Source organism: Citrobacter sp. CK202, from assembly GCF_030333225.1.
In the GTDB taxonomy this organism is placed as follows: domain Bacteria; phylum Pseudomonadota; class Gammaproteobacteria; order Enterobacterales; family Enterobacteriaceae; genus Citrobacter_B; species Citrobacter_B koseri.
Genome location: NZ_JAOWGI010000026.1, coordinates 524886 through 549293 on the forward strand (window position 1 = coordinate 524886; position 24408 = coordinate 549293).

The following is a 24408-nucleotide window of genomic DNA, read 5'->3' on the forward strand; positions in this document are numbered from 1 at the left end:
AGGAGTCATTATGCGCCGTACCTCAACAACATCGCTGCAATTTATTACCGTTTTGTATGCCTCTGGTCGTCGTCATACACCCCCTTCGGGCGATCGTGCTCCTGCATATTTTGTCGATCTGAATCTTGATAAAATCGTCGATCGCATTGTTCAGGGACGGGAAGAGTACGGCATCAGCGCTTTCTTTTATTCACCGCTTGAATGTCTGGAGGATATCCTCTATCGACAGGAAATTATTCAGGATGTGACAATACATGCGCTCTATAAGGCGCTAATGGCATATTCCACAGATATGAAGAATATCAGGGATATTTCAGAAGAAAAAACAAACCGGTTTTACTTCTATCAACAGCGGCGCTGGGAGCTTGAGTGCATTTTGTTGTATTGCCAGGCCGTTACGGCGCTGTATGAGCGTATAGCGCCGCTGTCTTTGTCTTCCGATGGTATGATTAATTTCAGGCATTATCTTCGTCAGTATATCGAGAGTGAAAATTTTACCGGGTTATATTCAACCGCCACTATGATAAGAAAAAGTCTGGAGGCGGTTCAGTACGGCCTGAAAATTAAAGGCGACGCCATTATTGTTGAACGGTATCACCAGGAGAAAAACTATAGCGATGAGATCCTCGATGTGTTCTCAAAATTTAAGCAGCATGATGTGAATGTCGAGGTGGAGAATAGACATCACAGCTTCGGGATGAACCATATTCAAGCACAAGTTCTGGATTGTGTTGCCAGACTATTTCCCACCGAGTTTCATCAACTTGATGTGTTTATAGATGCCAACAAACGCTACAGAGATAACACGCTGGATCTTTTTGAACGTGAAGTGCAGTTTTATCTGGCTATTGTGGAATACATTGAAAAATTTCGGCAGAAAGGGCTGCCATTTTGTATCCCGGAGGTACAACGAGATGAAAAGGCTATTTCGGCTGTTGCGGCTTTCGATCTCGCGCTTGCAGAGGTCATCCTTGAGAAAAAGGAGAAGGTTGTCTGCAATGATTTCAGCTTCCAGGAGCATGAACGTATTTTCGTCATATCGGGCCCCAACCAGGGCGGGAAAACCACCTTTGCCCGCATGATAGGGCAACTGCATTTTCTTGCCTTGCTGGGCATTTATGTCCCTGCCAGGCAGGCAAAGCTCTTTCTGACAGACACTATTTTTACGCATTTTGAGAAAAGCGAAAATATTTATAATCTCCGGGGAAAACTGTATGACGACCTGGTGAGAATAAAAGCGATCCTTGATACTGCCACATCACACAGTTTGATTATCATGAATGAGATTTTTACGTCAACCACATCGCGGGACGCTATTTATCTGGGAACACGGGTAATCAAGAAAATAATCATGCTCGATGCGCTTTGTGTCTGCGTAACGTTTATCGACGAGCTTACGGCATTAGACCCGTCCATCGTCAGCTTAATGAGTACGGTTGAGCATAATAATGCGGCATTAAGAACCTATAAAATCACCAGGAAACCGGCCGATGGTATCGCATGGTCAACGACGCTGGTGATAAAGCATGGGCTGACATATGAGCAGATAAAAACGAGGTTAAACGGATGAACGCGTATCTGATGTATAAAGATAACGATTTTATCGTTGACGATAATATCCCAGAGAACATCAAATTTGCCATGAAAGGTCTGGAGCTGGCGGTGTTGTTTCATGCGTTGTCTGATGGAGATGATTTTCTTTATTCCGTCGTCAGGAAGGCATGTTCTGTGCTGCTATCGGGCATTCCTGACATTGAGTACAGGCAGGCTATTCTGCGGGATTGTCTATATAACGAGGACGTTATCAGAACATTCTATAACGTGGTGGTTGAATGTCTGCAAATGGAAAAGGAGAAACTTCACTACGGCGTTTTTGGTCATTATCCTTCCGCTGTGCTGCATCAGTCTCTTTCGTTTACCCAATTCCTGATGACCTATTTACAGAAAATAAAAATTATCGCACAAGAAAATATCCATCACGTTGAATCTCCGGGGATGGTTCGTCTTTTCTCGATGCTTGTTCAGGAGTTAAACGATGATTATATGAGCACTATTGAAAGACATCTGAAACAGATGTCTTTCAAAAAAGGCGTATTAATCAGCGCGCGATTAGGGCAGGGGAATCAGGGCAAAGACTATGTACTCAGGCGGCCCAATCCCCCGCAAAAAGGATGGCTTCGGCGTCTTTGGACAAAAAGGCCAGCGCATTACACCGTACAGCTAGCCGCGCGTGATGAAAATGGCTTCAGGGCATTAAGCGACTTAAAGGATGAAGGGCTCGTATTGATCGCCAATGCAATGGCGCAATCCACCGCGCATTTGCTTAATTTTCTAAAGTCACTGCGCACTGAATTAGGATTTTATATTTCATGCCTTAATCTTGCGCAGGCCTTAAACAAACGCAATATTCCACTGTGCTTTCCTGTCCCGATATATCAAAGAGAACGCCATCATGTGTTTGAGGCACTCTTTGATCCCTGCCTTGCACTGACATCGGATCGGGAAATCGTTAGCAACACATTAAGAACGGATAATAAAAATACTTTTATTATCACTGGCGCAAACCAGGGAGGGAAATCCACGTTTTTACGCAGTATCGGGCTGGCGCAGATAATGATGCAGACAGGGATGTTCGTTTCTGCTGAATGTTATAGCGCAGATATTTGTCGACAGATATTCACGCATTACAAATGTGAAGAAGACAGCCATATGGTCAGCGGAAAGCTGGATGAAGAGCTCCGACGAATGAGTGATATTGTTGATGCTCTACAACGTGATGACCTGGTGCTGTTTAACGAATCGTTCTCTGCGACAAACAGTCAGGAAGGGGCCGAAATCATCAGAGGCGTGGTAACCGCACTGGCAGAAAGCAACGTGAAGCTCTTTTTTGTTACGCATACTGCGGAATTTGCATGTTCGTTTTATCAGGAGGATCGCCAGGACACGGTATACCTGTGCGCCGAACGACGCGACGATGGAGAAAGGACATACAAAATAGCAGAAGGCGTGCCTCTGGATATCAGTTATGGCGAAGATCTGTACCGGGATGTTTTTGATGCCTCTCCCGTATACCGGAATACGGGAGAGGTTTCAGAGCATTAACCTTTTCTGAAAGCAGATTTACCGGCAAAAACGGCGGCATCGCCAAGTTCATCTTCAATACGCATTAGCTGATTGTATTTCTCGATGCGTTCTCCACGGCTTGGCGCTCCCGTTTTGAGGTGTCCAGCGCGTAAGCCTACCGTCATATCAGCAATGAAACTGTCTATTGTTTCTCCGCTACGGTGTGAGATAAAGCTGCCCCAGTGATGATCATGACACAATTGAACCGCTTCGATTGTCTCGCTTAACGTACCAATCTGGTTCAATTTGATCAGCGCGGCATTCGCCAGATTTTCATCAATTCCTCGCTGGATATATTTTACGTTAGTCACAAAAAGATCGTCACCCACCAGTTCAATCTTATTGCCAAGCGTATCACTCAGAATTCGCCAGCCAGCCCAGTCATCTTCGGCCAGGCCATCTTCGATCAGAACAATGGGGAATTCGTTGACCAGCCGCTCATAATAGCGCGTCATCTCTTCCGCACTGAATTGCGCATTTTCGCTGCGCAGGGTGTATTTTCCGTCTGAATAAAATTCGCTGGATGCGGGGTCCATGCAAATAACAATATCCTCGCCGGGTTTATAACCGGCTTTTTCGATCGCTTCGACAATCAATTCCAGCGGTTGCCGGTTTGACGAGACGGCTGGCGCGAATCCACCTTCATCGCCCACACCAGTAGACAAACCTTTCTCCAGTAAGACCTGACGTAAATTCTGATACACCTCGCTACCCCAGCGAATGGCTTCCCGAACAGAGCTTGCGCCCCAGGGGGCAATCATGAACTCCTGAAAATCGGCGCCTTGCCAGCGAGCGTGAACGCCGCCATTGATGATATTCATACAAGGAACCGGGAGGAGGTTAGCGCCAACGCCGCCGAGGTAACGATACAGCGGAATGTTTGATAGCTGCGCGGCCAGACGCGCCACGGCAAGCGATACCCCGAGAATAGCATTGGCCCCAAGACGACTTTTATTTTCCGTACCATCAAGAGTTATCAGGCGGTTATCGATATCTTTCTGGCGGCGGACATCATATCCCCGCAGCGCATTATCGATCTCAGTATTGATACTCTGAACCGCGCCCAATACACCTTTGCCGCCAAAACGCGACTTATCTCCATCACGGCGCTCAATGGCTTCGCGCGAACCGGTACTGGCACCGGAAGGGACTGACGCGCGCGCAACACCGCCGCCGATGGCGGAGACTTCGACCTCAACGGTCGGATTACCTCGGGAGTCCAGAATTTCTCTTGCGATCACACGTTCAATTTCATAGCTCATAGAAATGACCTTATTTTATGGAGTGGATATATGTTTAATCAGCACATCAACCGAGAGATGATTGATGAACTCAAAAGAGAACGAGGAAAAAACCCCAAACAGGCGATTCTTATGACCCAGCATGACCAGGTCGATATCCTCATGTTGGATAACCGCTTCAACGTCTTTGAAACGTTGAATGCTGATAATTGATTTCACTTGCACATGAATACTGCTGGATTCCGCCAGGCGACTGAGCATCGCTTTGGCCTCGATCACTTCATGTGATTGCCGATCCCGGGTTAAAGCATCACTCGTGTAATCCAGCTCCCGGTAATCAGAACTGATATGCCCGAGGGTGATCTGAGTCCCCATTTCTTTTGCCAGACGTTCAGCATGGTGCAGCAACAGCACACCATCGATTTCATTCTGGACCAGTAATAATGCGTGTTTGTACATATGCATACGCCACCTCTCAAGTAATGAGAAACGTTCAGCATCGCAAATGAACAATGTGTTGCAGACGGGCCGATGGACATAACAAGAGCCGGTGAGCGCTACGTTGTTGCAGATGTTGTGATAGTCAAAGGCATGGATAACATCTTTCTTTTCAAAAAGATGAGATTCAGGAAGTAATGAAGTGGTTGTTTTACTATTCATAGCGATACCCGACATACATGCCTAAGAAAAACAGCAACAGTTGTATATCAGGCGTCATCATCCGATTCGAGCGAACCGGCGGTTGGGAAAGGTGGAACACCATCACCTTGTGAACTAAGCGTATAGCAGGTTCAGGCGGAAATCAATGAGAAGTAAATCTGTTGCGCATGGATCGCGAAGAAGGAGAGGGTAGTCAACGAAATCTGCGGCGTAAATAACGCAATAAAAATTATAACTTAGTACGATTTTGACTTTAACAATTCCATAAGTCGTTTAATTATAGACAATTATTGTATCTACAAGTCTTCGAGTGTGCTTATGAAAGAGATCTGTTCCGCAGATTCGTCAACATTTAAACATGTGCGTTTTGTTCTCACAGACATGGATGAAACGCTGACTTACAAGGGGCGCCTTGCGGCTGAAACCTATCTGGCGCTGGAACGGTTGCAGAACGCGGGAGTCAAAGTGATACCGGTCACAGCCGCGCCCGCAGGCTGGTGCGACCAGATGGCACGGATGTGGCCAGTTGATGGCGTCATTGGTGAAAATGGCGGTGTGTTTTTCAGAAGGCGAAATGACGGTCATGGCATTGAGCGTTTCTTCTGGCACGGCACAGAAAAATATCCTGACGTCGCTGAGCGCCTGACGCAAATTGGGGAACAGATAAAAAGGGAAATTCCTGCCGCTCATTTTGCCGACGATCAACCTTTCAGGATGACGTCCATTGCCTTTGCTAAACCGTCAGAAGCCCATCAGTGTTCATTAATACTTAACGCATTGACGCAAGCAGGCGCTACAACCACCGTAAACAATCTCTGGATTCTTGGCTGGTCTGGAGAATATGACAAGTTATCTATGGCCCGACGAGTGCTCAGGGATTTTTACGATCTCGACATTGATGCCGAACGTTCTGCCGTATTGTATAGCGGCGACTCGACGAATGATGCGCCAATGTTTTCATTCTTTGAACATACGGTAGGAGTGAGCACGGTATCAGATTACCTTGATCAAATCCCGAAACCTCCGCAGTGGATTACCCGTGGCCCGGGAGGTGCTGGTTTTGTGGAAATTGCAGATGCGGTAATTGCCGCCAGATAGTGAGAAACGCAGATCCCATTGGCTTATCCGGTCACAGTGGCCGGGTTTTTAATGCGTGCGCTACATGAAATCTGACGCAGGGTAACCGCCAACAGTTTGCAGAATTCACACAGGACACGATGGAAGGTATGCATAAAAAGGCGAGGGATGCGTTATGAGTCAAGGGAGTAAGCCCGTATTGGGCGTCATAAATTCAATTTAACATAATATACATTATGCGCACCAAAGAGGATAAAGGGAAAATCTGTGGTTTTGTAGTCATCCTTGTGCTGGCCGCTATAGTCTCTGAAGCACTTTCTCCAGCACGACTCTCCGTTGATTCTGAGGCTCTGTTTCACAGCTCCAGCACTTCCCGCGATGTCTAAATACATTTTCCGAATACATGTAACACGTTTTTTTGCTTAGGCGTTGTGAATTCCTCATCCGCAAGATGCTGCATCCCCAGGGATTCATAAAACCGACGCCCGCTGTCGTTACCCTTAAGAACCTGCAACCAGAAAAAATGCTGCTCCTTATGCCTTGCTATCTCGATAGCTTTTTCGAAAAGAATTCGGCCATATCCTTTCCCGGTTTCTCCGGGTGCAAAATACAGTTTGTTTAAGAGCGCTCCTGAGTGATTACCACCGCTAACTGGACGGTCCCAGCTTATCTTTGCAAAACCTACTGGCTTATCGCTTTCCGCAATGAGCCAGGTGACTGACGGATCATTTAAACTATTTTCAAGTTGGTCCGGCGCGTACTCACTGTCAATAAATTGTCGAAGCTCTACAGGACAATCCCATAACTCTTTGAAATGATGGTAATAACTTGACTTCCCAAGCGTTTGCAATATCGGGGTATCGGCAGGTACAGCATAACGTATGGTCAAGTTCATACACTCTCCTGAAACGGCTTAAATTTAAGTTAACGCACAACATAATGCTGAATATGATATTTATCACAAAGCGCTCAGAAGTGCTGTAGCAAGATTAAAATATGCTATGGTTAATATATAATGTTTTCATCGGGTACATCCACCAGTTGTTGTTAACATACTAAGGAACCTGTCGCTTACTCACATAAACATACCGATATTACTCGTTTAAATCCTTGTCGTTATTATTTTAAGGAGAAGAGTATGAAAGAGCTTAATATCTTCGGTCAATATGTAGGCAGACATCTTGAGGGTAACCTTGATTTTATTTTACCTGACACGCGCCAGTTGTCAGGCCGTTATTGTCACTTACAACCCCTTGCGACTTACCACTGTGATGATCTTTATCAGGGCTGGCATAGCATAGAAGACCCACGGGACTGGACTTATCTTCCTGATGAACGCCCCGAGACAAGGCAAGCAACCTTTGACTATATCAAACGCATCATCAGTCAGGGCGGAATTTCATATTATGCCATAATAGAAAATAAATCTGCGAAAGCCCGAGGCACCCTCGCCCTTTTTAATATAGACAAGAATAATGGCGTTGCGGAAATCGGATATGTACATCTCACGCCAGCGATAAAACGCACCTTTTTAAGCACGGAAGCAATTTATCTTTTACTGATGTATGTTTTTGATGTTCTTAAATATCGTCGTTGTGAGTGGCAAACAGACACGCTTAATCATGCTGGAATGAATGCTGCTGAAAGAATTGGGTTTCGGAAAGAAGGCATCTTACGTGATAAGCAAATCATAAAATCAAGGAGCGTGGATATCGCAACATATTCAATTATTAGCGCCGAGTGGCCGAAGATATCCAGTGCGATATCTGTCTGGCTAAGAACGGAAAATCTCGACGAGCGCGGACATCAGATTCACCCTTTACGGCACTACCTGGCGGAGCCTGAAGTGTAATCTGGAATACGGGGCCGTGACGACGGCCCATGCTTTTATTTATCCCATAAGCATTCAAGTTTTAAACACTCAGCGCCTTTGTATAAGCATTCATCATAAATACGGTAGCCCACATGCTCAGCAACACGAATGGACGGAATGTTATTCTTTGCGATAAGACAAATTGTCTTCGAAGGTGAAAACGAATGGACAAACCACTGATGCGCAGCGACGGCGGCTTCCTTTGCTACGCCAGCCCCCTGAGCTGAACGTGAAATAACCCATGATGCCTCGACACAGTTCTCAAAGTTTTCATCAATGCCACGATGAAAATTAGCCAGCCCTGTTTCGCCTAAAAACGTGCCGTCAGACTTTTGAAAAATAGAAAATATACCGTAACCAAAAACAGACCAATGCCCGATGTTTCTCAACAGGCGGTTCCATGCCTCTTCTGGCGTAAAGCCTGGGGCATTAACCAGATGAAATATTTTAGGGTCTGAATACATCGGATACCATACATCATAATCTGTGATGACTTGAGGGCGCAAAATGAATCTTTCCGTGACGATAGCAGACATTATTTTCCACTCATTATGCTTACGTTGCTTCTATTGTAACTGAGTTATCCACTCATTCCGTCCAAAACTTTCTGTGGATAACGCGTTGGCGTTAATCCCGTGTGTTGACGGAAAAACGCAACAAATGCGCTGTCGCTGGCAAATTCCAATAAACAGATAGACACGGTTTTCCCGCCATTGAGATATCTGTTTAGCCTCCGTTGTAACACAGATCCCGCTTTGTCATTATGATCCTGCGTCTGTTCTCCTTTCTGCCATTCATCACTGGTTGAGTGTGGGATCATCTGATAGTGTCGGGAAATGAATGTTTAACGGAAATGACGATGAGCAAAGTCTATACTGGCGGCTGTCTGTGCGGTTTTATCCGTTTTTCGGCGGTAGCGCCGAAAAATCCACATACCTGTTCCTGCTCGATTTGCCAAAAACATACAGGTGCATATTCTGTCAGTTGGGTCGAGTTCGACGCTCAGGATGTGACGTGGACAGGACAAGGAGACAAGCCTGCGGTCTGGCGCTCTTCGGATATCTCCAGTCGGGCATTTTGTTCTCACTGCGGAAGTTCAGTAGGCGCAATTGATGATGCGCCTACCGTTGCGTTGTTAACTGGCGTATTTGACGAGCCTCAGGATGAAGATCTTCATGCGCATTAAGCGCATCGCCCTCCCTTTTCTGCCTGACGGGTAAACGCACGGAAGTTTCAGACAGCGATTAACTTCCCCCTTCAAAAGTATGTTGTAACTAAATAACATGAAAACAAAACCCGGCCGCAGCCGGGTCAGATGATTAGCACAGCGGTTTTACCGCTTCACGCATCCCTTTCGCCAGGATTGCATCCAGGTCGGTCGTGACCTGTTCGACCAGACCTGCAACGTGCGTCAGATCCTGCTCCCAATGCGCGTCCACGGCCAGCACGGTATGAACCAAATCCTGTGTGCTGATAAGACCGTCGCTATGTTGATGCCACAACTGTTGATAGCGCTCAATCCAGCGCGCATCATCCTGGAGCGGATACGTCTCGCCGCGACGTTCACCACGATAAAATGCGATCAGCGCCGCAAGCGCAAACGTCAGGCGCGCCGGTAAAACGCCGCTGACCTGCTGCCCTGCCAGTAGCTGCGGTAAAATACGGGTGCGAAACTTAGTCATGCCATTTAACGCAATCGACAACAACTGGTGTTTAATATACGGATTCTGGAAACGCCCCGTCACCGCACTGGCGAACGACATTAATTCGTCGCGAGGTAAATCCAGTACCGGAATAATCTCTTCATAGATGGCTTTTTCAACAAAGGCGCAAATGTCGCGGTCATTCATGGCTTCACCAACGGTATCCAGCCCGGCCTGGAACGCAACGGGCACCAGCGCCGTATGCGCACCATTCAGGATCGCGACCTTACGCTCTTTGTACGGCTTGATGTCATCAACAATCAGCACGTTGAGCGGATACTTATCAAGACGCAGCTCAGACGCTACCTTTTTTGGCCCCTGAATCACAAACAGATAAAAATGCTCCGCAGTATCGAGAAAAGCATCGTGATAGCCAAGTTCCGCTTCAAGTTGCGTCACTTCATCACGCGGATATCCGGTCACAATCCGGTCAACCAGCGTGGAACAAAAGGTGTTCGCCTGATCCAGCCACTGCACAAACGCAGCGGACAAGCTCCACTCCTGAGCGTAACGCAGTACCAGCTCGCGCAACGCCTCGCCATTGTAATCAATCAGTTCACAAGGAATGATAATCCAGCCTTTATCAAGCGCGCCGTCAAAACAGGTATAACGTTCAAACAGCAGCCGCGTCAGCTTCGCGGGGTAGCTGACCGCGGGCGTGTCATCAAATGCGTCACCGGCATGGTAGCTAATACCGGCTTCTGTGGTATTAGAGAAAACAAAACGCATGTCCGGGTTATGCGCCAGTTTCAGGAATTCATCGTAATCCTCATAGACGCTGATTTCACGGTTAACAGAACGGATCAAACGCGCGTCGCTAACCGCCTCGCCCTTTTCATTCAAACCACGAATAATCGTGGTATAGAGCCCGTCCTGGGTACTCAATGACGGCGGAAACGTGCTTTCGATAGGGCGAACAATGACCACTCCGGCGTTCAAATCGGTATGTTCATTCAGCAGATCAACTTGCCAGTCAACAAAGGCGCGCAGGAAGTTTCCCTCACCAAACTGAATGATGCGCTCAGGATAGCTGGCACCGGGAAAATCGCGACGGTTTAGAGTTTTCACAATGGGTTCCCTTCTTAATTAGTCATACAACCTGTTTGAATTGGTAGAACAGGTTAGCAAACTTTATGATATTGAAACCCTGTTTTGATCAAGTAGTCACGATTAATCAAAACTGTTTTATGCTTTAACATCTCTCACGACGCGGAGATTTACGGCTGAGTCATCTGGATAACCAGCCAGTGGTGAATGACGGCAACAACATACTGCTGCTGTTCTTCACTCAGCGGTTCTCCCTGGGGAATGTTGTGCCATTTCGCCAGACAACCACGGCAGCAGGTCGCCGTCGCGTGTTGGGCAATAAATACGGGGTGGCCGCGCATCGGCGTTTGTTTACCATCGTTGCGCGGAAAAGCCGGGGCCAGCCGCTTAGCAATAAACTCGGCGGCATGTTGTTCAATAACCTGCGCGCCTTTATCCCAGCAATACTGCCTTTCTTTTGCGCCAAGACGAAACCGCGCGCGAAATGGCGAACGTGACAGGCGAGAAAAAAGTGGATCAAGCGCGTTCATCAGTAAACCGAACGACCTAATTGTTGGGTGAGTTGTTCGAGTACCGCAATACCCGCCAGGGAGTTGCCCGCCGGGTCCAGTTCAGGGCTCCATACCGCAATCGCCATTTCGTGCGGGACAATCGCCACAATCCCGCCGCCAACGCCTGACTTGGCAGGTAATCCTACTCGCCAGGCAAATTCGCCTGCGTTCTGGTACATTCCACTGGTCGCCATCAGCGCGTTGATTTGTCGGGCCTGCATCGGCGAGACAACCGGTTCATCAAGGTGAAACGCCTGCCCCTGTCTGGCCAGAAAAACAAATGTACGCGCCAGTTCCGCACAGCTCATTTTCAACGCGCAGTAGTGAAAGTAATTTTGCAAAACGGTAGTGACATCATGCTGGAAATTACCAAATGACTTCATCAGCCAGGCAATAGCAGCATTGCGTGCGGAGTGCTCAAATTCAGAACGGGCGACCGTGACGTCATACGCAATATCCGACACGCCGCTAAGCGCCCGGACCACTTCCAGCATACGCTGGCGCGGCGCGCTCAGTCGCCCTTGCAGCATATCGCAGACCACCAGCGCGCCAGCATTAATGAAGGGGTTACGCGGTATCCCTTGCTCCAGTTCCAGTTGCACCAAAGAATTGAATGGCGACCCGGAGGGATCTTTTCCGACACGTTGCCAGATTTCCTCTTCCGGGTAGTGACGCATCGCCACTACCAGACTCAGCACCTTTGATATGGATTGTATTGAGAAGCGTTCCTGCGCATCGCCAGCCTGATAGTATTGCCCGTCAACGGTGCAAATGGCGATCCCCAGTTTTGACCCATCGACAGAAGCCAGCGCAGGGATGTAATCAGCCACTTTCCCCTGTCCAATCAACGGGCGCACCTGCTGAAGGATGGTCTCTAAAATTGAATTGTCCATGGCCCTGGCCACAATGTGCTCCTTGCTCGCAGGTCTGAAAAGGCCTGCGAGTATAACAGAGCTGAATGTGCGGCGTCAGGCAGAAAGACGAAATCGCGCCACCGCGTTCAGAAGCTGATGAGATTCATGATGCAGTTGCAGCGATGATGCCGATGCGGTATTCACCAGGCTGCTGGTCTCTTGCGCCGCACGGTTAAGCGCCTGTAGCTGCCCCGTCATCTGGTGGATGCTGTCCCCCTGGCTTAACGTGGCGCCAGAGATGTCATTCAACAGTATGCCCAGATTGTCTACTAACGAAATCACCTGCTGTAAATTCTCTTCCAGCCGATTAACCGCATGTGAACCCTCCTCGATTCCCTGCAAGGAGTGGTGGATAAGTTCCTGTATGTTCTGCGTGGACTGACTGCTTTTACGGGCCAGCAGCCCCACTTCTTTTGCCACCACGGCAAATCCGCGACCTTGTTCTCCGGCATGGGCCGCTTCGATAGCCGCGTTCAGCGCCAGGATATTGGTCTGGAACGCGACGCTGTCAATCAGAGAGATGATCCCGCGCATTTCTGACGATCGCTCAACAATCGCCTGCATCGAACGGTTAACGGTCTCCATCATACGATCGCCGCCAGCCGCTACCTGACGCGCCTCGGCTGCACGTTGATTAGCCAGTCTGGCAAAGCCGCTATTGTCCTCGACATGCGTTTCCAGAAACGAGATATGCGAGGTGACACTACTTAACTCTTCGCTCTGTTTCGCCGATTGCTGATAAAGCTGTTTGTTGCTCTGCGCAAGCTGATCGATGTTGCCGACCATTGCGGTGGTGGCATCGCTCACCTGCTGCACCAGCTGCCTCAGCCCCTGTTGCATCGCATCAATGCGTGAACTGAGTTGCGCGACCTCGCGGTTAAACCCGCTCACCTTCGGCATTGGTTCGGACAGATCGCCTGCGGCCAGAATATTAATATGGGCGATCAGGCGGCGCAGCGGAGAAATAACCCAGCGAGACATGCCGCTCCAGACCAGCAGGGCAATCACCACCAGCACAAACGGGATGAACAAAAAGAGGTGCTGCAACCCTTCCAGGCTGGCAATCAGCTGCTGCCTGCCACCTTCTGTCTGACGCCCACTCTCTTGCTGAAAGCGAGCATAGTTTTCATTGAAATCTGTCTGAAACGCCTGAACAGGAACAGCAAAGAACGCGTCGATGGCGTTAGTCTGGCTCAAACCATCCGCCTGTTCCTGAATACCACTATAAAAACGCTGATAACTCTCAATCAGGCCGTCGTCTTTATGAGGGGCCATTGCAAGCCAGGCATCCCAGGCCGTTTTTGACTCTACCAGCGCCTGCTGAGCTTCATCCATCAACGGGCGCCAGCTGCCTTCTGATCCCGTTGCGGCATCCTGCATAAAGTAAACGCCCGCCCGGTTCAGCAGATCGCTTGCGGACAACAGCGCTACCCTCGCCTCATCCACCTTCGTTTGTTGCAGCAGTGCCTGCTGGTTACGTTGTTCGTTGCGCTGAGCGTCTCGCACGGAAAACGACAGCATCAGGGATGACGCAACCTGCAAAATAGAAAACAGCGCGATAATGCAAAATATTCCCGTTAACAGACCAAACTGGCGGGGAGTGAAACGACGAATTAAGCCTCGAAAAATTTGCGTTAAGTTCATGATATTCTTCTGTATCAATGCGTTATGCGCGAGTGTACGGAGAGAAAATGACAGAACTATTGCAGTAATGTGACATGGCGCCTCAAGAAGACGCCAGAATGATCACAGACGGTTTTTCCAGACAGTTTGTACGTTGCAAAACTCATGCAGGCCAAAATGAGAGAGCTCGCGACCAAAGCCGCTTTTCTTCACGCCGCCAAATGCCACACGCGGATCGCTGGCGCTGTATCCATTGATAAACACCCCGCCGCATTCCAGGCGCGATGCCATCTCCTGAGCCAGTGCATCACGCGCAGTGAACAGCGTCGCCGACAACCCAAAGTCGCTGTCATTAGCCAGTTGCAAGGCATGTTCGGCGTTCTTCGCTACGGTTATCGCCGCCACGGGCCCAAACAACTCCTGACGAAACGCCGTCATCTCAGGCGTCACATCGCCCAGCACCGTAACGGCATAATAGTTGCCTTCCCCGGCGAGCTTCTCACCGCCCAGTAATAAACGCGCGCCTTCTGCTATTGATGCCTCCACTTGCTGATGCAGCTCATCCCGTAGATCAAAACGCGCCATAGGACCGAGATCGTTCTCTTCCGCCAGCGGATCGCCCATTTTCAGTGCGCTGGCGGCGGCAACAAACCGTTCAGTAAATTCCCCGGCAATCCCCTCTTCAACAATAAAGCGCTTCGCCGCCGCGCATACCTGCCCGGTATTTTGATAGCGACCGGCGACAGCGGCTTTAACAGCCAGATCCAGGTCGGCATCGTTAAGAACGATAAACGGATCGGAGCCGCCCAGTTCAAGCACGCATTTTTTCAGCGCTGCCCCGGCCTGCGCGCCAATCGCGGCCCCGGCACGCACGCTGCCCGTTACCGTCACGGCGGCAATACGGGGATCGTTAATCATCTGGCTAACGCCGTCGTTACTGGCATTTACCCAGCCATAAACGCCCGCCGGAATATCGGCATCGGCGAAGATCTGCGCAATACGTTCAGCGCAACCGATCACATTCGGCGCATGTTTTAGTAAATAGCCGTTACCCGCCAGCAGGATGGGAATCGCCCCGCGTAATACCTGCCAGAGCGGAAAGTTCCACGGCATGACCGCCAGTATTGTCCCCAGCGGACGATATGCAATCACCGCCTGCTGATTTTCCACCAGCGTCGGTTCCGGGTTAAGCATCGCGGGGCCATGTTCTGCATACCAGTCACAGAGCGCCGCAGATTTCGCCACCTCGGCGCACGCCTGCCGGATCGGTTTTCCCATCTCACGGGAAATACTGTGCGCCATCTCGTCTGTACGGTTACGCAGCGCTTGCCCGATATCGCGAAGTTTCTGCGCCCGGTATGCCACCGTCGTGCGTTTCCATTCCTCAAATCCACGGGCAGCCAGAGTGAGTGCATTTTCAATATCATCAGCGCTGGCCCACGGCATCATCGCCAGCGTTTCACCGGTTGTCGGGTCCACGGAAATCGCATGTGTAGCAGGTGTCATCGTCATCGGTTTGTCTCTCTACGTTGCGGGATATGCCTGCATAATGGGCGCATTTACTCTTTCTGAAAAATGAATAATATTAAGCACCGCGTTCACAAAAAGAGAAAACCATGGATCTGACTCAGTTGGAAATGTTCAATGCCGTGGCTGAAACCGGCAGTATTACGCAGGCGGCGGCGAAGGTGCATCGCGTCCCGTCGAACCTCACTACGCGAATCCGCCAGCTTGAGGCCGATCTTGGCGTGGATCTGTTTATTCGTGAAAGTCAGCGGCTGCGCCTTTCTCCCGCCGGGCATAACTTTCTGCGCTACAGCCAGCAGATCCTGGCACTGGTTGATGAAGCGCGAATGGTGGTTGCTGGTGATGAACCTCAGGGACTGTTTTCACTCGGCGCGCTGGAAAGCACCGCAGCGGTACGCATCCCGGCCACGCTTGCAGGGTACAATCAGCGTTACCCCAAAATTCAGTTCGCCCTCTCTACCGGGCCTTCCGGGACAATGCTCGAAGGCGTTCTGGAAGGCAGACTTAACGCAGCGTTTGTTGATGGCCCGATTACTCATCCGGGTCTTGAAGGTATGCCGGTATACCGTGAAGAGATGATGATTGTCGCCCCTCATGGGCATTCCCCCGTACGGCGGGCAAAAGACGTGAATGGCAGCAATATCTACGCCTTTCGCGCAAACTGCTCTTATCGCCGTCACTTTGAAAGCTGGTTTCATGCCGATCGCGCGATGCCCGGCACCATTCATGAAATGGAGTCGTACCACGGCATGCTGGCGTGCGTTATCGCCGGAGCGGGCATCGCGCTGATCCCTCGTACCATGCTGGAAAGTATGCCCGGGCATCATCAGGTCGAAGCCTGGCCGTTGAGCGAAGAGTGGCGATGGCTGGACACATGGCTTGTGTGGCGTCGCGGGGCAATGACCCGTCAACTGGACGCGTTTATCGCCCTGCTGAATCCGTCCTCGCAGCCATAGCATTATCCTATGGGTTTGGGGCTACGCCTGCCGGGAGAAGCGTTTTATACTGCGCAAGACGAAAACGGATATGGAACAGTCATGAACACCAAAGCGCGTAAAGTGATGATCATTGGGGCAGGTAATGTTGGCGCATCAGCAGCTTACGCTCTGCTCAATCAGAATATTTGTGAAGAACTGATTCTGGTCGATTTGAACAGAGATCGTTCGGAAGGCCATGCTTTGGATCTCGCCGATGCAGCGGCCTACATGCCGGGGATGATGACCATTTCCACCCGGGAGGCGCATGAATGTGCCGATGTCGATATCGCCGTGATTACCGTTTCCGGCGGCGCATTAAAACCAGGGCAAACACGGCTTGATGAGCTGAACAACACCGCGCGGATCGTCCAAAAGATCGTACCGGAAATGATGGATGGCGGCTTTAACGGCATCTTTCTTATCGCCACCAATCCTTGCGATATCATTACCTGGCAGGTATGGACGCTATCAGGCCTGCCGCGCAGCCAGGTAATCGGCACCGGCGTCTGGCTGGACACCACCCGTTTACGGCGCGCACTGGCGCAGGAACTGGATATCGGCGCGCAAAGCATCGATGCCTTTATTCTGGGAGAGCATGGCGATACGCAATTCCCGGTCTGGTCCCACTCTTCCGTCTACGGTTCTCCGATTGCGGATGTTTATCAACGCCGTACGGGTAAAATCCTGGACGTCGAGGCGATGGCGGAAAAAGTGCGCAAACATGGGTTTGAAATCTATAACCGCAAGGGCTGCACTGAATATGGTATTGCCGGAACCATTGCGGAAATTTGCCGGAACGTCTTCACCGGAAGCCATCGGGCGCTGGCCATCTCCTGCGTACTGGAGGGGGAATACGGCGTTGACGGCGTCGCTATCGGCGTACCGGCGGTGCTGACTCAAAGCGGTGTTCAACAAATTATCGAATTACAGTTAGCCGATGATGAGCTGGCGAAATTCAGATACTCCGCCGAAGTCATCAAAGCGAATATCGCAAAACTCCCCTGAATACGGTGTCCGGGATGATTTCCATACCCGGACGCCATTTCGTTTGTTTCATCAATCGGCTCACCAACGATAATGAGACATACATCACAAAATGATTGTATTTTCGCCAGCAAACGTTTTAAGATCGTGACCTCGCCTTTTCGCAACTAACCCGATTTACTCTTATGACAACAAACACTGTTTCCCGCAAGGTCGCGTGGCTACGGGTAGTTACGCTTGCTATTGCCGCTTTTATTTTCAATACCACAGAGTTTGTCCCTGTTGGCTTACTGTCGGACATCGCCCGAAGTTTTGCTATGCCGACCGCGCAGGTCGGGATTATGCTGACGATCTATGCCTGGGTTGTGGCGCTGATGTCGTTGCCCTTTATGTTGCTGACCAGTCAGGTTGAGCGGCGTAAGCTGCTAATCTGCCTGTTTGTTCTCTTCATTGCCAGCCATGTGCTCTCCTTCCTGGCATGGAATTTTACCGTGCTGGTAATCAGCCGCATCGGGATCGCGTTTGCACACGCCGTCTTCTGGTCTATTACCGCTTCGCTGGCCATTCGCCTTGCGCCGCCAGGCAAACGTGCGCAGGCACTGAGTCTGATCGCCACCGGAACCGCGCTGGCGATGGTGCTGGGGCTGCCTATCGGGCGTATCGTTGGTCAATACTTCGGCTGGCGAACAACGTTCTTCGCCATTGGTATAGGGGCGTTAATCACGCTGGTATGCCTGATCAAACTGCTGCCGAAATTGCCCAGCGAACATTCTGGGTCACTAAAAAGTCTGCCGCTGCTGTTCCGTCGCCCGGCGCTAATGAGTATTTATTTACTGACGGTCGTGGTGGTCACCGCACACTATACGGCATACAGCTATATTGAACCGTTTGTACAAACGGTGGCGGGTCTGAGCGCAAACTTTGCCACGGTATTACTGCTGATCCTCGGCGGCGCCGGGATTATCGGCAGCGTGGTATTCGGCAAACTGGGTAATCAGTACGCCTCGCCGCTTATCAGCATTGCCATTATGCTGCTGGTGATTTGCCTGATGCTCCTGCTGCCCGCAGCAGACAGCGAAAGCCATCTTGCCGTGCTGAGTATTTTCTGGGGCATCGCCATTATGGTGATAGGCCTGGGGATGCAGGTGAAAGTCCTGGCACTGGCGCCGGACGCCACCGATGTGGCAATGGCGCTGTTCTCAGGCATTTTTAATATTGGCATTGGCGCTGGCGCATTGGTGGGGAATCAGGTGAGTTTACACTGGTCGATGTCCACTATTGGCTACGTTGGCGCAGTGCCAGCCCTGGCGGCGCTGGTGTGGTCGATCATTATCTTTCGCCGCTGGCCTGTTTCACTGGAAGAACAGCCGCAGCATTGAAGTAAAACCCCAATAAAATGACTTTTTTATAAAGGGCCAGAGCAGGTAAGTTCTGGCCCTTTACTCGTTTCTTATCAATGTTACTTAATGAACGATAAGATCAGTTGCAATGATGCAACGATGAACTCAAGAACCACAATAATCGTGCTTAAGATATTCACCACGCTTTCTTCCTCTTAAAGAGGAATGCGATTACTCCGGCTTAGCCTCTCCTTGCCCGTCCACCGAAGATCAAGTGTGTTAAGTTTGGTTTATCGCATTCCTGGCCCAGGCGCTCGCAGGTACCACCCCGTAAGCCAGGACTTAGAAACTTTTTCTGCACAGGAGCAAAAGCCAGTAAAACGATAATCAACACACCTGTGCAGTATAACCCTCCCCGAAAAAAACGCATCAACACAATGATTTTTATACATTAATTCACAGGGTGTATATAAAAGCATAAATAATTCAGCACCGAATATAAGACGGCTTAGCGATGTAATCATTAACGGTTAGATTTGTATGATGGCCTGATGTGGCGTAAGATAATGCGCGTGTTAAGTTTGGTTTATCGCACTTTTTATAAGTGCTGAAGCCTTTCCTGAATCAATGACTGGCTTCAAAAATAAAAACCACCGCTACCAACGGTGGTTTTTATTTTTTTCAGGGCAACACATGTCACTTAATGGTAAGTCTTAATAATTTCCAGCACGCCGTTAATGATAAACTGCACGCCCATACAGACCAGTAAGAAGCCCATCAGCCGGGAAATAGCTTCAATTCCCCCCTTGCCGACCAGTCGCATAATCGCCCCTGAGCTGCGCAGAGAACCCCACAGAATCACTGACACCGCCAGAAAAATAAGCGGTGGCGCCACCAGAATAACCCAGCCGGGAAAATCGACGCCGTGACGTACGGTAGAGGCCGAACTGATGATCATCGCGATCGTCCCCGGCCCTGCGGTGCTCGGCATCGCCAGCGGAACAAAAGCGATATTGGCGGAAGGCTCATCCTCCAGCTCTTCTGACTTGCTTTTCGCCTCCGGCGATTCGTGCGCCTTCTGCTGCGGGAACAACATCCGAAAGCCGATAAAGGCGACAATCAGCCCACCCGCAATGCGCAAACCGGGGATGGAAATTCCAAAGGTGTTCATCACCAGTTGACCGGCGTAATACGCAACCATCATGATGGCGAACACATACACGGAGGCCATCAGCGACTGACGGTTACGCTCCGCGCTGTTCATATTACCGGCCAGGCCTAAAAACAACGCCACCGTGGTTAGCGGGTTCGCCAAAGGCAGCAGGACAACCAGCCCAAGCCCTATCGCTTTAAACAAATCCATCATAATGCCATCTCTTCCCCATCAAGCTCGTTGTAAGCGGCAAGTATAAAGGGAAAACGCGGCGTTTCGCCATTAAGCATTCATTATGCCGAATAAGCATAACCAGTAATTATTATTAATAAATTACCCCGTGATACAGCCCCTGCACTGACGCGTTTTAGCAAATCGTGGCATCCCCTTATTCATTCGATTGACTTATATTTGCCTGGGCAATAGTATCTGCCGTGACTAACTACTTGCCGGGGCAACCATTGTGAAAAGCACCAGTGACCTATTCAACGAAATCATCCCGCTGGGTCGCTTGATCTACATGGTCAATCAGAAAAAAGATCGTCTGTTGAACGACTATCTGTCGCCGCTGGATATCACCGCATCGCAGTTTAAGGTGCTCTGTTCTATCCGTTGCGCGGTATGCATTACCCCGGTCGAGCTGAAGAAAGTGCTGTCTGTCGATCTCGGCGCATTGACGCGCATGCTTGATCGGCTGGTCTGTAAAGGCTGGATCGAAAGACTGCCAAATCCACATGACAAACGCGGCGTGCTGGTGAAGCTCACCGAACACGGCGCGGCAATTTGTGAGCAATGTCATCAGTTAGTAGGACAAGACCTGCACCAGGAACTAACAAAAAACTTAACGGCGGATGAAGTGGCAACACTTGAGCTTTTGCTTAAGAAAATCCTGCCGTAAACAGAAAGAGGTATGACGATGTCCAGACGCAATACTGACGCTATTACCATTCATAGCATTTTGGACTGGATCGAAGATAACCTGGAATCGCCGCTCTCACTGGAAAAAGTGTCAGAGCGTTCAGGTTACTCCAAATGGCACCTGCAACGGATGTTTAAAAAAGAGACCGGTCACTCATTAGGCCAGTACATCCGCAGTCGCAAAATGACTGAAATAGCCCAGAAATTAAAAGAAAGTAACGAACCGATCCTGTACCTGGCGGAACGTTATGGCTTTGAGTCACAGCAGACGCTGACCCGGACATTTAAAAACTATTTCGACGTTCCACCGCATAAGTACCGTATTACCAATATGCATGGCGAATCCCGGTATTTGCATCCACTCAACCATTGTAATTGCTAATCGCCTGTTAATGACGTAATCGAGGAAATCATGAAATCTCTGTCTTCCGCAATGCTGGCTGTGCTGTTTGTCGTCTCTGGCCCAAGCATTGCGGAGCAAACCGCACAACCTGGAACACAAAATGATCGCGATGCGATGGTCATGCCGTCTGCGCATGATCAGTCGCCATTCGATTTCAATCATATGGGTGCGGGAAGCGATAAGTCCGACGAATTAGGCGTGCCGTATTACAACGGACACAGCCTGTAATTCGTTTTTGCCCCGCCACTGCGGGGCTTTTTTTATCCCCTTACCTGCGCCGCTTTGCGCAGCCGAAAACCAAACACGTTGATGTACAAACCCGCCATAATCAGCACCGCGCCAAGAAACTGTAACCCGGTAAGCGTCTCATTGAGCAACACAGCCGCGCTGGCCAACCCCACGACCGGCACCAGCAAAGACAGCGGCGCCACGCGCCAGGTTTCATAGCGTCCGAGCAACGTTCCCCAGATCCCGTAACCGACAATCGTGGCGACAAACGCCAGATACACCAGCGATAAAATCGTCGTCATATCAATCGCAATCAGGCTCTGAACCATCTGCGCAGAACCGTCCAGAATCAAAGAGGCCAGAAAGAAGGGAATAATCGGGATCAGCGCGCTCCAGACCACCAGCGACATCACCGCCGGGCGAGTGGCATGTTGCATGATCTTCTTATTGAAAATATTCCCGCACGCCCAGCAGAACGCCGCCGCCAGCGTTAACATAAACCCGAGCATCGCAATATGTTGCCCATTGAGGCTGGCTTCTATCAGCAGCAGAACGCCAAACACCGCCAGCGCGATACCGGCCACCTGTTTGCCCTGCAAGCGCTCGCCGAACGCAAACGCGCCCAGCACGATGGTAAAAAACGCCTGCGCCTGTAGCACCAGTGACGCCAGGCCGGCAGGCATTCCGAATTTAATCGCACAAAAGAGAAACGCGAATTGACCAAAACTGATGGTCAGACCGTAGCCGAGTAACAGCGACAGCGGGATTTTCGGACGCGCAACGAAGAAGATAGCCGGAAACGCGACCAGCAAAAAACGTAATCCCGCCAGCATCAGCGGCGGCATATTGTGCAGCCCGACTTTGATGACGACAAAGTTAAGCCCCCACACCACCACGACCAGTAATGCCAATAACCCGTCTTTACGCGACATACCACGGCCCCTGCAAATATTAAATTTTTGTAAACAAGTTAAGTTAACGGAAATCATCGCCCCGGAACAGATCATTAATTCAGGTAGGGCGGGACGAGCACTTTCGAACAACATCCCGGGTATACATCACACTTTTGCCGTGCTATTGCTTTAAATCACCAATAAATATAATGAAACGCATTGTCGGGCAGGAAAATGAACACAACGCTGAGACGCTCCACCCTCGCTTTACTCGCCTCATCACTGTTATTGACCATTGGGCGCGGCGCCACGCTTCCGTTCATGACGATCTATCTTAACCGCCAGTACGATCTGAGCGTCGATCTGATCGGCTATGCCATGACGGTAGCGTTAACCATCGGCGTGATTTTCAGCCTGGGTTTCGGCATCCTCGCGGATAAGTTCGATAAAAAGCGCTATATGCTTCTGGCAATTTCGGCGTTCTTGCTGGGCTTTATCGCCATCCCCCTGGTGCACAGTGTCACGCTGGTGGTGCTGCTTTTCGCCCTGATAAACTGCGCCTACTCCGTCTTTGCCACCGTGTTGAAAGCCTGGTTTGCCGACAATCTTTCCGCCACAACCAGGAGCAAAATATTTTCCCTCAACTATACCGTGCTCAATATTGGCTGGACCGTCGGGCCGCCGCTTGGCACCCTGCTGGTCATGCAAAGCATCAACCTGCCGTTCTGGCTTGCGGCCATTTGCTCTGCTTTCCCGCTGGTGTTTATCCAGACCTGGGTGAAGCGCGCAGAGACGCCCGTTGAAGGAACAACGGCGTCAGTCTGGTCGCCATCGGTGCTGTTACGCGATAAAGCCCTGTTCTGGTTTACCCTGTCGGCCTTCCTGGCGTCATTTGTCAGCGGCGCGTTCGCCTCATGTATTTCCCAGTATGTCATGGTCGTCGCGAACGGTAATTTTGCCGAAAAAGTGGTGGCTGTCGTACTCCCCGTCAACGCGGCGATTGTTGTTAGTCTGCAATATGCCGTAGGCCGTCGGTTAACGACCGCAAATATCAGACCCTCGATGGCGGCCGGCACAATCTGTTTTGTGGCTGGGCTGGTTGGTTTTATGATTTCAGGAAACAGCCTTCTGCTCTGGGGGCTCTCCGCCGCCGTATTTACCATTGGCGAGGTTATTTATGCCCCGGGCGAATATATGCTGATCGATAACATTGCTCCGGCGGGGATGAAAGCAAGCTACTTCTCAGCGCAGTCGCTTGGCTGGCTCGGCGCGGCGGTCAACCCGCTGGTCAGCGGCGTGATCCTCACCACCTTGCCCCCCTGGTCCCTGTTTGCGGTGCTGATCGTTGCGATTATTCTTGCCTGGGCGCTAATGCTAAAAGGGATGCGGGCCAGACCCTGGGGGCAGCCCGCAATGTGCTGACGGCACGCCAGACTGTGCCGGATAACGTCCGGTACAGTCCCGGAACTCAGATCGCGACCAGCCCGCGAACGCCCTCCGCTTCCATATTCTCGCCCCTGCCGCTCTGAATAATGCTTCCCCGCGACATCAATAAGTAGTGATCCGCCAGTTGGGCGGCAAAATCATAGAACTGCTCCACCAGCAAAATCGCCATATCCCCCTGACGCGCCAGATGTGCAATCACCTGCCCAATCTCTTTGATCACCGACGGCTGTATCCCTTCGGTCGGTTCATCCAGAATTAACAGCTGAGGACGGCAGGCCAGCGCCCGGCCAATTGCCAGCTGCTGCTGTTGCCCCCCGGAAAGATCGCCCCCTCGCCGGTGCTTCATCTCTTTAAGCACCGGGAAAAGCGCGTAAATGTCATCCGGCACCTGTTTTGCATCGCGGGCGGAAAAACGCGACAGCCCCAACAGCAGGTTTTCCTCTACCGTCAGGCGAGGAAAAATCTCCCGCCCTTGCGGCACATAGGCGACACCGGCCCGCACGCGCTGATGCGGTTTACGCTGGGTGATGTTCTTCCCCTGCCAGACCACATTGCCGGTGCGTGCCGGGATTAACCCCATCAGACACTTCAGTAAGGTGGTTTTTCCCACGCCGTTACGCCCAAGCAAACAGGTTACTTCGCCAATGCGGGCCTCAAAACTTACCCCGCGCAGGATATGACTGCCGCCGTAATATTGATTCAGTTCATTCACCTGTAACATCCGTCC

At 50.5% G+C, this 24408-nt stretch carries 24 protein-coding genes and 1 riboswitch; of the genes, 12 read left to right on the plus strand and 12 right to left on the minus strand.

Features of this window, described 5'->3' with window-relative positions:
- Positions 1 to 10 precede the first annotated feature (10 nt).
- Together OGX84_RS15270 and OGX84_RS15275 are read left to right on the plus strand one after the other, a co-directional pair.
- The gene (locus OGX84_RS15270; protein ID WP_286458134.1) at positions 11 to 1570 is read left to right on the plus strand and encodes a MutS-related protein; all 1560 of its coding nucleotides are present in this window, start codon (positions 11 to 13) and stop codon (positions 1568 to 1570) included.
- Positions 1567 to 3102 (plus strand): MutS-related protein, encoded by a 1536-nt coding sequence (locus OGX84_RS15275; protein WP_286458136.1) that lies wholly within the window; start codon positions 1567 to 1569, stop codon positions 3100 to 3102. The genes OGX84_RS15270 and OGX84_RS15275 overlap by 4 nt, the downstream gene beginning before the upstream one ends.
- Here OGX84_RS15275 and eno read toward each other — a convergent pair.
- Positions 3099 to 4385, minus strand: a complete 1287-nt coding sequence (eno, locus tag OGX84_RS15280) for a phosphopyruvate hydratase (protein WP_012132408.1) — start codon at positions 4383 to 4385, stop codon at positions 3099 to 3101. The genes OGX84_RS15275 and eno overlap by 4 nt on opposite strands.
- A 15-nt stretch (positions 4386 to 4400) precedes the next feature.
- A complete protein-coding gene (locus OGX84_RS15285; protein ID WP_012132409.1) occupies positions 4401 to 4829 on the minus strand; it encodes a universal stress protein in 429 nt (142 codons plus the stop codon).
- Positions 4830 to 5065: 236 nt separating this feature from the next.
- Positions 5066 to 5140, minus strand: a riboswitch (Fluoride riboswitch).
- Between the two features lie 202 nt (positions 5141 to 5342).
- On the opposite strand from OGX84_RS15285, the gene OGX84_RS15290 reads away from it, so the two are divergent.
- Positions 5343 to 6122 (plus strand): HAD-IIB family hydrolase, encoded by a 780-nt coding sequence (locus tag OGX84_RS15290; protein ID WP_047463680.1) that lies wholly within the window; start codon positions 5343 to 5345, stop codon positions 6120 to 6122.
- A 361-nt stretch (positions 6123 to 6483) separates the two neighbouring features.
- On the opposite strand, the gene OGX84_RS15295 is transcribed toward OGX84_RS15290, so the two are convergent.
- On the minus strand, positions 6484 to 6996 hold the full coding sequence (locus OGX84_RS15295; protein WP_275147429.1) for a GNAT family N-acetyltransferase: 513 nt from the start codon (positions 6994 to 6996) through the stop codon (positions 6484 to 6486).
- A 243-nt stretch (positions 6997 to 7239) separates the two neighbouring features.
- Here OGX84_RS15295 and OGX84_RS15300 point away from each other — a divergent pair, with 243 nt between their 5' ends.
- Positions 7240 to 7953 (plus strand): GNAT family N-acetyltransferase, encoded by a 714-nt coding sequence (locus tag OGX84_RS15300; RefSeq protein WP_012132412.1) that lies wholly within the window; start codon positions 7240 to 7242, stop codon positions 7951 to 7953.
- Positions 7954 to 7988: 35 nt separating this feature from the next.
- On the opposite strand, the gene OGX84_RS15305 is transcribed toward OGX84_RS15300, so the two are convergent.
- A complete protein-coding gene (locus OGX84_RS15305; protein ID WP_115609309.1) occupies positions 7989 to 8510 on the minus strand; it encodes a GNAT family N-acetyltransferase in 522 nt (173 codons plus the stop codon).
- A 323-nt stretch (positions 8511 to 8833) separates the two neighbouring features.
- Here OGX84_RS15305 and OGX84_RS15310 point away from each other — a divergent pair, with 323 nt between their 5' ends.
- Positions 8834 to 9160 carry a GFA family protein gene (locus OGX84_RS15310; RefSeq protein WP_024130336.1) on the plus strand — a complete coding sequence of 109 codons (327 nt, stop codon included), beginning with the start codon at positions 8834 to 8836 and terminating at the stop codon, positions 9158 to 9160.
- A gap of 133 nt (positions 9161 to 9293) precedes the next feature.
- Here the strand turns inward: OGX84_RS15310 and OGX84_RS15315 are convergent, their stop codons facing one another.
- The 5 genes from OGX84_RS15315 to sad all read right to left on the minus strand — a co-directional run bounded on the left by OGX84_RS15315 (position 9294) and on the right by sad (position 15324).
- Entirely contained in the window at positions 9294 to 10745 is a 1452-nt protein-coding gene (locus OGX84_RS15315; RefSeq protein WP_286458137.1) for a tagaturonate reductase, read from the minus strand.
- A gap of 149 nt (positions 10746 to 10894) precedes the next feature.
- On the minus strand, positions 10895 to 11254 hold the full coding sequence (locus OGX84_RS15320) for a DUF4186 domain-containing protein (RefSeq protein ID WP_115181650.1): 360 nt from the start codon (positions 11252 to 11254) through the stop codon (positions 10895 to 10897).
- Entirely contained in the window at positions 11254 to 12180 is a 927-nt protein-coding gene (gene glsB, locus OGX84_RS15325; RefSeq protein WP_058669100.1) for a glutaminase B, read from the minus strand. The genes OGX84_RS15320 and glsB overlap by 1 nt, the downstream gene beginning before the upstream one ends.
- 63 nt (positions 12181 to 12243) lie before the next feature.
- Positions 12244 to 13833: a methyl-accepting chemotaxis protein gene (locus OGX84_RS15330; protein WP_047457125.1), complete on the minus strand. Its 1590-nt coding sequence runs from the start codon at positions 13831 to 13833 to the stop codon at positions 12244 to 12246.
- A 102-nt stretch (positions 13834 to 13935) separates the two neighbouring features.
- Entirely contained in the window at positions 13936 to 15324 is a 1389-nt protein-coding gene (sad, locus tag OGX84_RS15335) for a succinate-semialdehyde dehydrogenase (protein ID WP_115614801.1), read from the minus strand.
- A gap of 104 nt (positions 15325 to 15428) precedes the next feature.
- Between sad and ptrR the strand changes: the two genes are divergently transcribed.
- From ptrR to OGX84_RS15350, 3 genes are all read left to right on the plus strand, one after another.
- Positions 15429 to 16295: a putrescine utilization regulator PtrR gene (gene ptrR / locus OGX84_RS15340; protein WP_047457132.1), complete on the plus strand. Its 867-nt coding sequence runs from the start codon at positions 15429 to 15431 to the stop codon at positions 16293 to 16295.
- Between the two features lie 81 nt (positions 16296 to 16376).
- The gene (locus OGX84_RS15345; protein WP_024130338.1) at positions 16377 to 17321 is read left to right on the plus strand and encodes an L-lactate dehydrogenase; all 945 of its coding nucleotides are present in this window, start codon (positions 16377 to 16379) and stop codon (positions 17319 to 17321) included.
- Positions 17322 to 17485: 164 nt separating this feature from the next.
- The gene (locus tag OGX84_RS15350) at positions 17486 to 18679 is read left to right on the plus strand and encodes a sugar transporter (protein WP_012132421.1); all 1194 of its coding nucleotides are present in this window, start codon (positions 17486 to 17488) and stop codon (positions 18677 to 18679) included.
- A gap of 661 nt (positions 18680 to 19340) precedes the next feature.
- Here OGX84_RS15350 and OGX84_RS15355 read toward each other — a convergent pair.
- On the minus strand, positions 19341 to 20006 hold the full coding sequence (locus OGX84_RS15355; protein WP_012132423.1) for a MarC family NAAT transporter: 666 nt from the start codon (positions 20004 to 20006) through the stop codon (positions 19341 to 19343).
- Positions 20007 to 20256: 250 nt separating this feature from the next.
- Between OGX84_RS15355 and marR the strand changes: the two genes are divergently transcribed.
- Genes marR through marB form a run of 3 tightly spaced genes read left to right on the plus strand, consistent with a single transcriptional unit; the run spans position 20257 to position 21342 of the window.
- The gene (gene marR, locus OGX84_RS15360) at positions 20257 to 20691 is read left to right on the plus strand and encodes a multiple antibiotic resistance transcriptional regulator MarR (protein ID WP_012132424.1); all 435 of its coding nucleotides are present in this window, start codon (positions 20257 to 20259) and stop codon (positions 20689 to 20691) included.
- Positions 20692 to 20709: 18 nt separating this feature from the next.
- Positions 20710 to 21093 carry an MDR efflux pump AcrAB transcriptional activator MarA gene (marA, locus tag OGX84_RS15365; RefSeq protein WP_024130339.1) on the plus strand — a complete coding sequence of 128 codons (384 nt, stop codon included), beginning with the start codon at positions 20710 to 20712 and terminating at the stop codon, positions 21091 to 21093.
- A gap of 30 nt (positions 21094 to 21123) precedes the next feature.
- A complete protein-coding gene (gene marB / locus OGX84_RS15370; protein ID WP_058669098.1) occupies positions 21124 to 21342 on the plus strand; it encodes a multiple antibiotic resistance protein MarB in 219 nt (72 codons plus the stop codon).
- 32 nt (positions 21343 to 21374) lie between these two features.
- On the opposite strand, the gene eamA is transcribed toward marB, so the two are convergent.
- Positions 21375 to 22274, minus strand: coding sequence for an O-acetylserine/cysteine exporter (eamA, locus tag OGX84_RS15375; RefSeq protein WP_047457143.1), 900 nt, complete (start codon positions 22272 to 22274; stop codon positions 21375 to 21377).
- Between the two features lie 195 nt (positions 22275 to 22469).
- Between eamA and ydeE the strand changes: the two genes are divergently transcribed.
- Complete coding sequence (gene ydeE, locus OGX84_RS15380) at positions 22470 to 23657, plus strand: efflux MFS transporter YdeE (RefSeq protein WP_286449518.1); 1188 nt, start codon at positions 22470 to 22472, stop codon at positions 23655 to 23657.
- Positions 23658 to 23703: 46 nt separating this feature from the next.
- Here the strand turns inward: ydeE and urtE are convergent, their stop codons facing one another.
- Positions 23704 to 24402 (minus strand): urea ABC transporter ATP-binding subunit UrtE, encoded by a 699-nt coding sequence (gene urtE / locus OGX84_RS15385; protein ID WP_286458138.1) that lies wholly within the window; start codon positions 24400 to 24402, stop codon positions 23704 to 23706.
- Positions 24403 to 24408 lie beyond the last annotated feature (6 nt).

Coding starts and splice junctions, on each gene's coding strand:
- OGX84_RS15355 (WP_012132423.1), bottom strand. CDS start 20,006: ATGATGGATTTGTTTAAAGCGATAGGGCTTGGGCTGGTTGTCCTGCTG.
- eno (WP_012132408.1), bottom strand. CDS start 4,385: ATGAGCTATGAAATTGAACGTGTGATCGCAAGAGAAATTCTGGACTCC.
- marA (WP_024130339.1), top strand. CDS start 20,710: ATGTCCAGACGCAATACTGACGCTATTACCATTCATAGCATTTTGGAC.
- eamA (WP_047457143.1), bottom strand. CDS start 22,274: ATGTCGCGTAAAGACGGGTTATTGGCATTACTGGTCGTGGTGGTGTGG.
- sad (WP_115614801.1), bottom strand. CDS start 15,324: ATGACGATGACACCTGCTACACATGCGATTTCCGTGGACCCGACAACC.
- OGX84_RS15285 (WP_012132409.1), bottom strand. CDS start 4,829: ATGCATATGTACAAACACGCATTATTACTGGTCCAGAATGAAATCGAT.
- OGX84_RS15270 (WP_286458134.1), top strand. CDS start 11: ATGCGCCGTACCTCAACAACATCGCTGCAATTTATTACCGTTTTGTAT.
- ydeE (WP_286449518.1), top strand. CDS start 22,470: ATGAACACAACGCTGAGACGCTCCACCCTCGCTTTACTCGCCTCATCA.
- ptrR (WP_047457132.1), top strand. CDS start 15,429: ATGGATCTGACTCAGTTGGAAATGTTCAATGCCGTGGCTGAAACCGGC.
- OGX84_RS15300 (WP_012132412.1), top strand. CDS start 7,240: ATGAAAGAGCTTAATATCTTCGGTCAATATGTAGGCAGACATCTTGAG.
- OGX84_RS15305 (WP_115609309.1), bottom strand. CDS start 8,510: ATGTCTGCTATCGTCACGGAAAGATTCATTTTGCGCCCTCAAGTCATC.
- marB (WP_058669098.1), top strand. CDS start 21,124: ATGAAATCTCTGTCTTCCGCAATGCTGGCTGTGCTGTTTGTCGTCTCT.
- OGX84_RS15290 (WP_047463680.1), top strand. CDS start 5,343: ATGAAAGAGATCTGTTCCGCAGATTCGTCAACATTTAAACATGTGCGT.
- OGX84_RS15310 (WP_024130336.1), top strand. CDS start 8,834: ATGAGCAAAGTCTATACTGGCGGCTGTCTGTGCGGTTTTATCCGTTTT.
- OGX84_RS15330 (WP_047457125.1), bottom strand. CDS start 13,833: ATGAACTTAACGCAAATTTTTCGAGGCTTAATTCGTCGTTTCACTCCC.
- OGX84_RS15350 (WP_012132421.1), top strand. CDS start 17,486: ATGACAACAAACACTGTTTCCCGCAAGGTCGCGTGGCTACGGGTAGTT.
- OGX84_RS15345 (WP_024130338.1), top strand. CDS start 16,377: ATGAACACCAAAGCGCGTAAAGTGATGATCATTGGGGCAGGTAATGTT.
- OGX84_RS15275 (WP_286458136.1), top strand. CDS start 1,567: ATGAACGCGTATCTGATGTATAAAGATAACGATTTTATCGTTGACGAT.
- OGX84_RS15295 (WP_275147429.1), bottom strand. CDS start 6,996: ATGAACTTGACCATACGTTATGCTGTACCTGCCGATACCCCGATATTG.
- urtE (WP_286458138.1), bottom strand. CDS start 24,402: ATGTTACAGGTGAATGAACTGAATCAATATTACGGCGGCAGTCATATC.
- OGX84_RS15320 (WP_115181650.1), bottom strand. CDS start 11,254: ATGAACGCGCTTGATCCACTTTTTTCTCGCCTGTCACGTTCGCCATTT.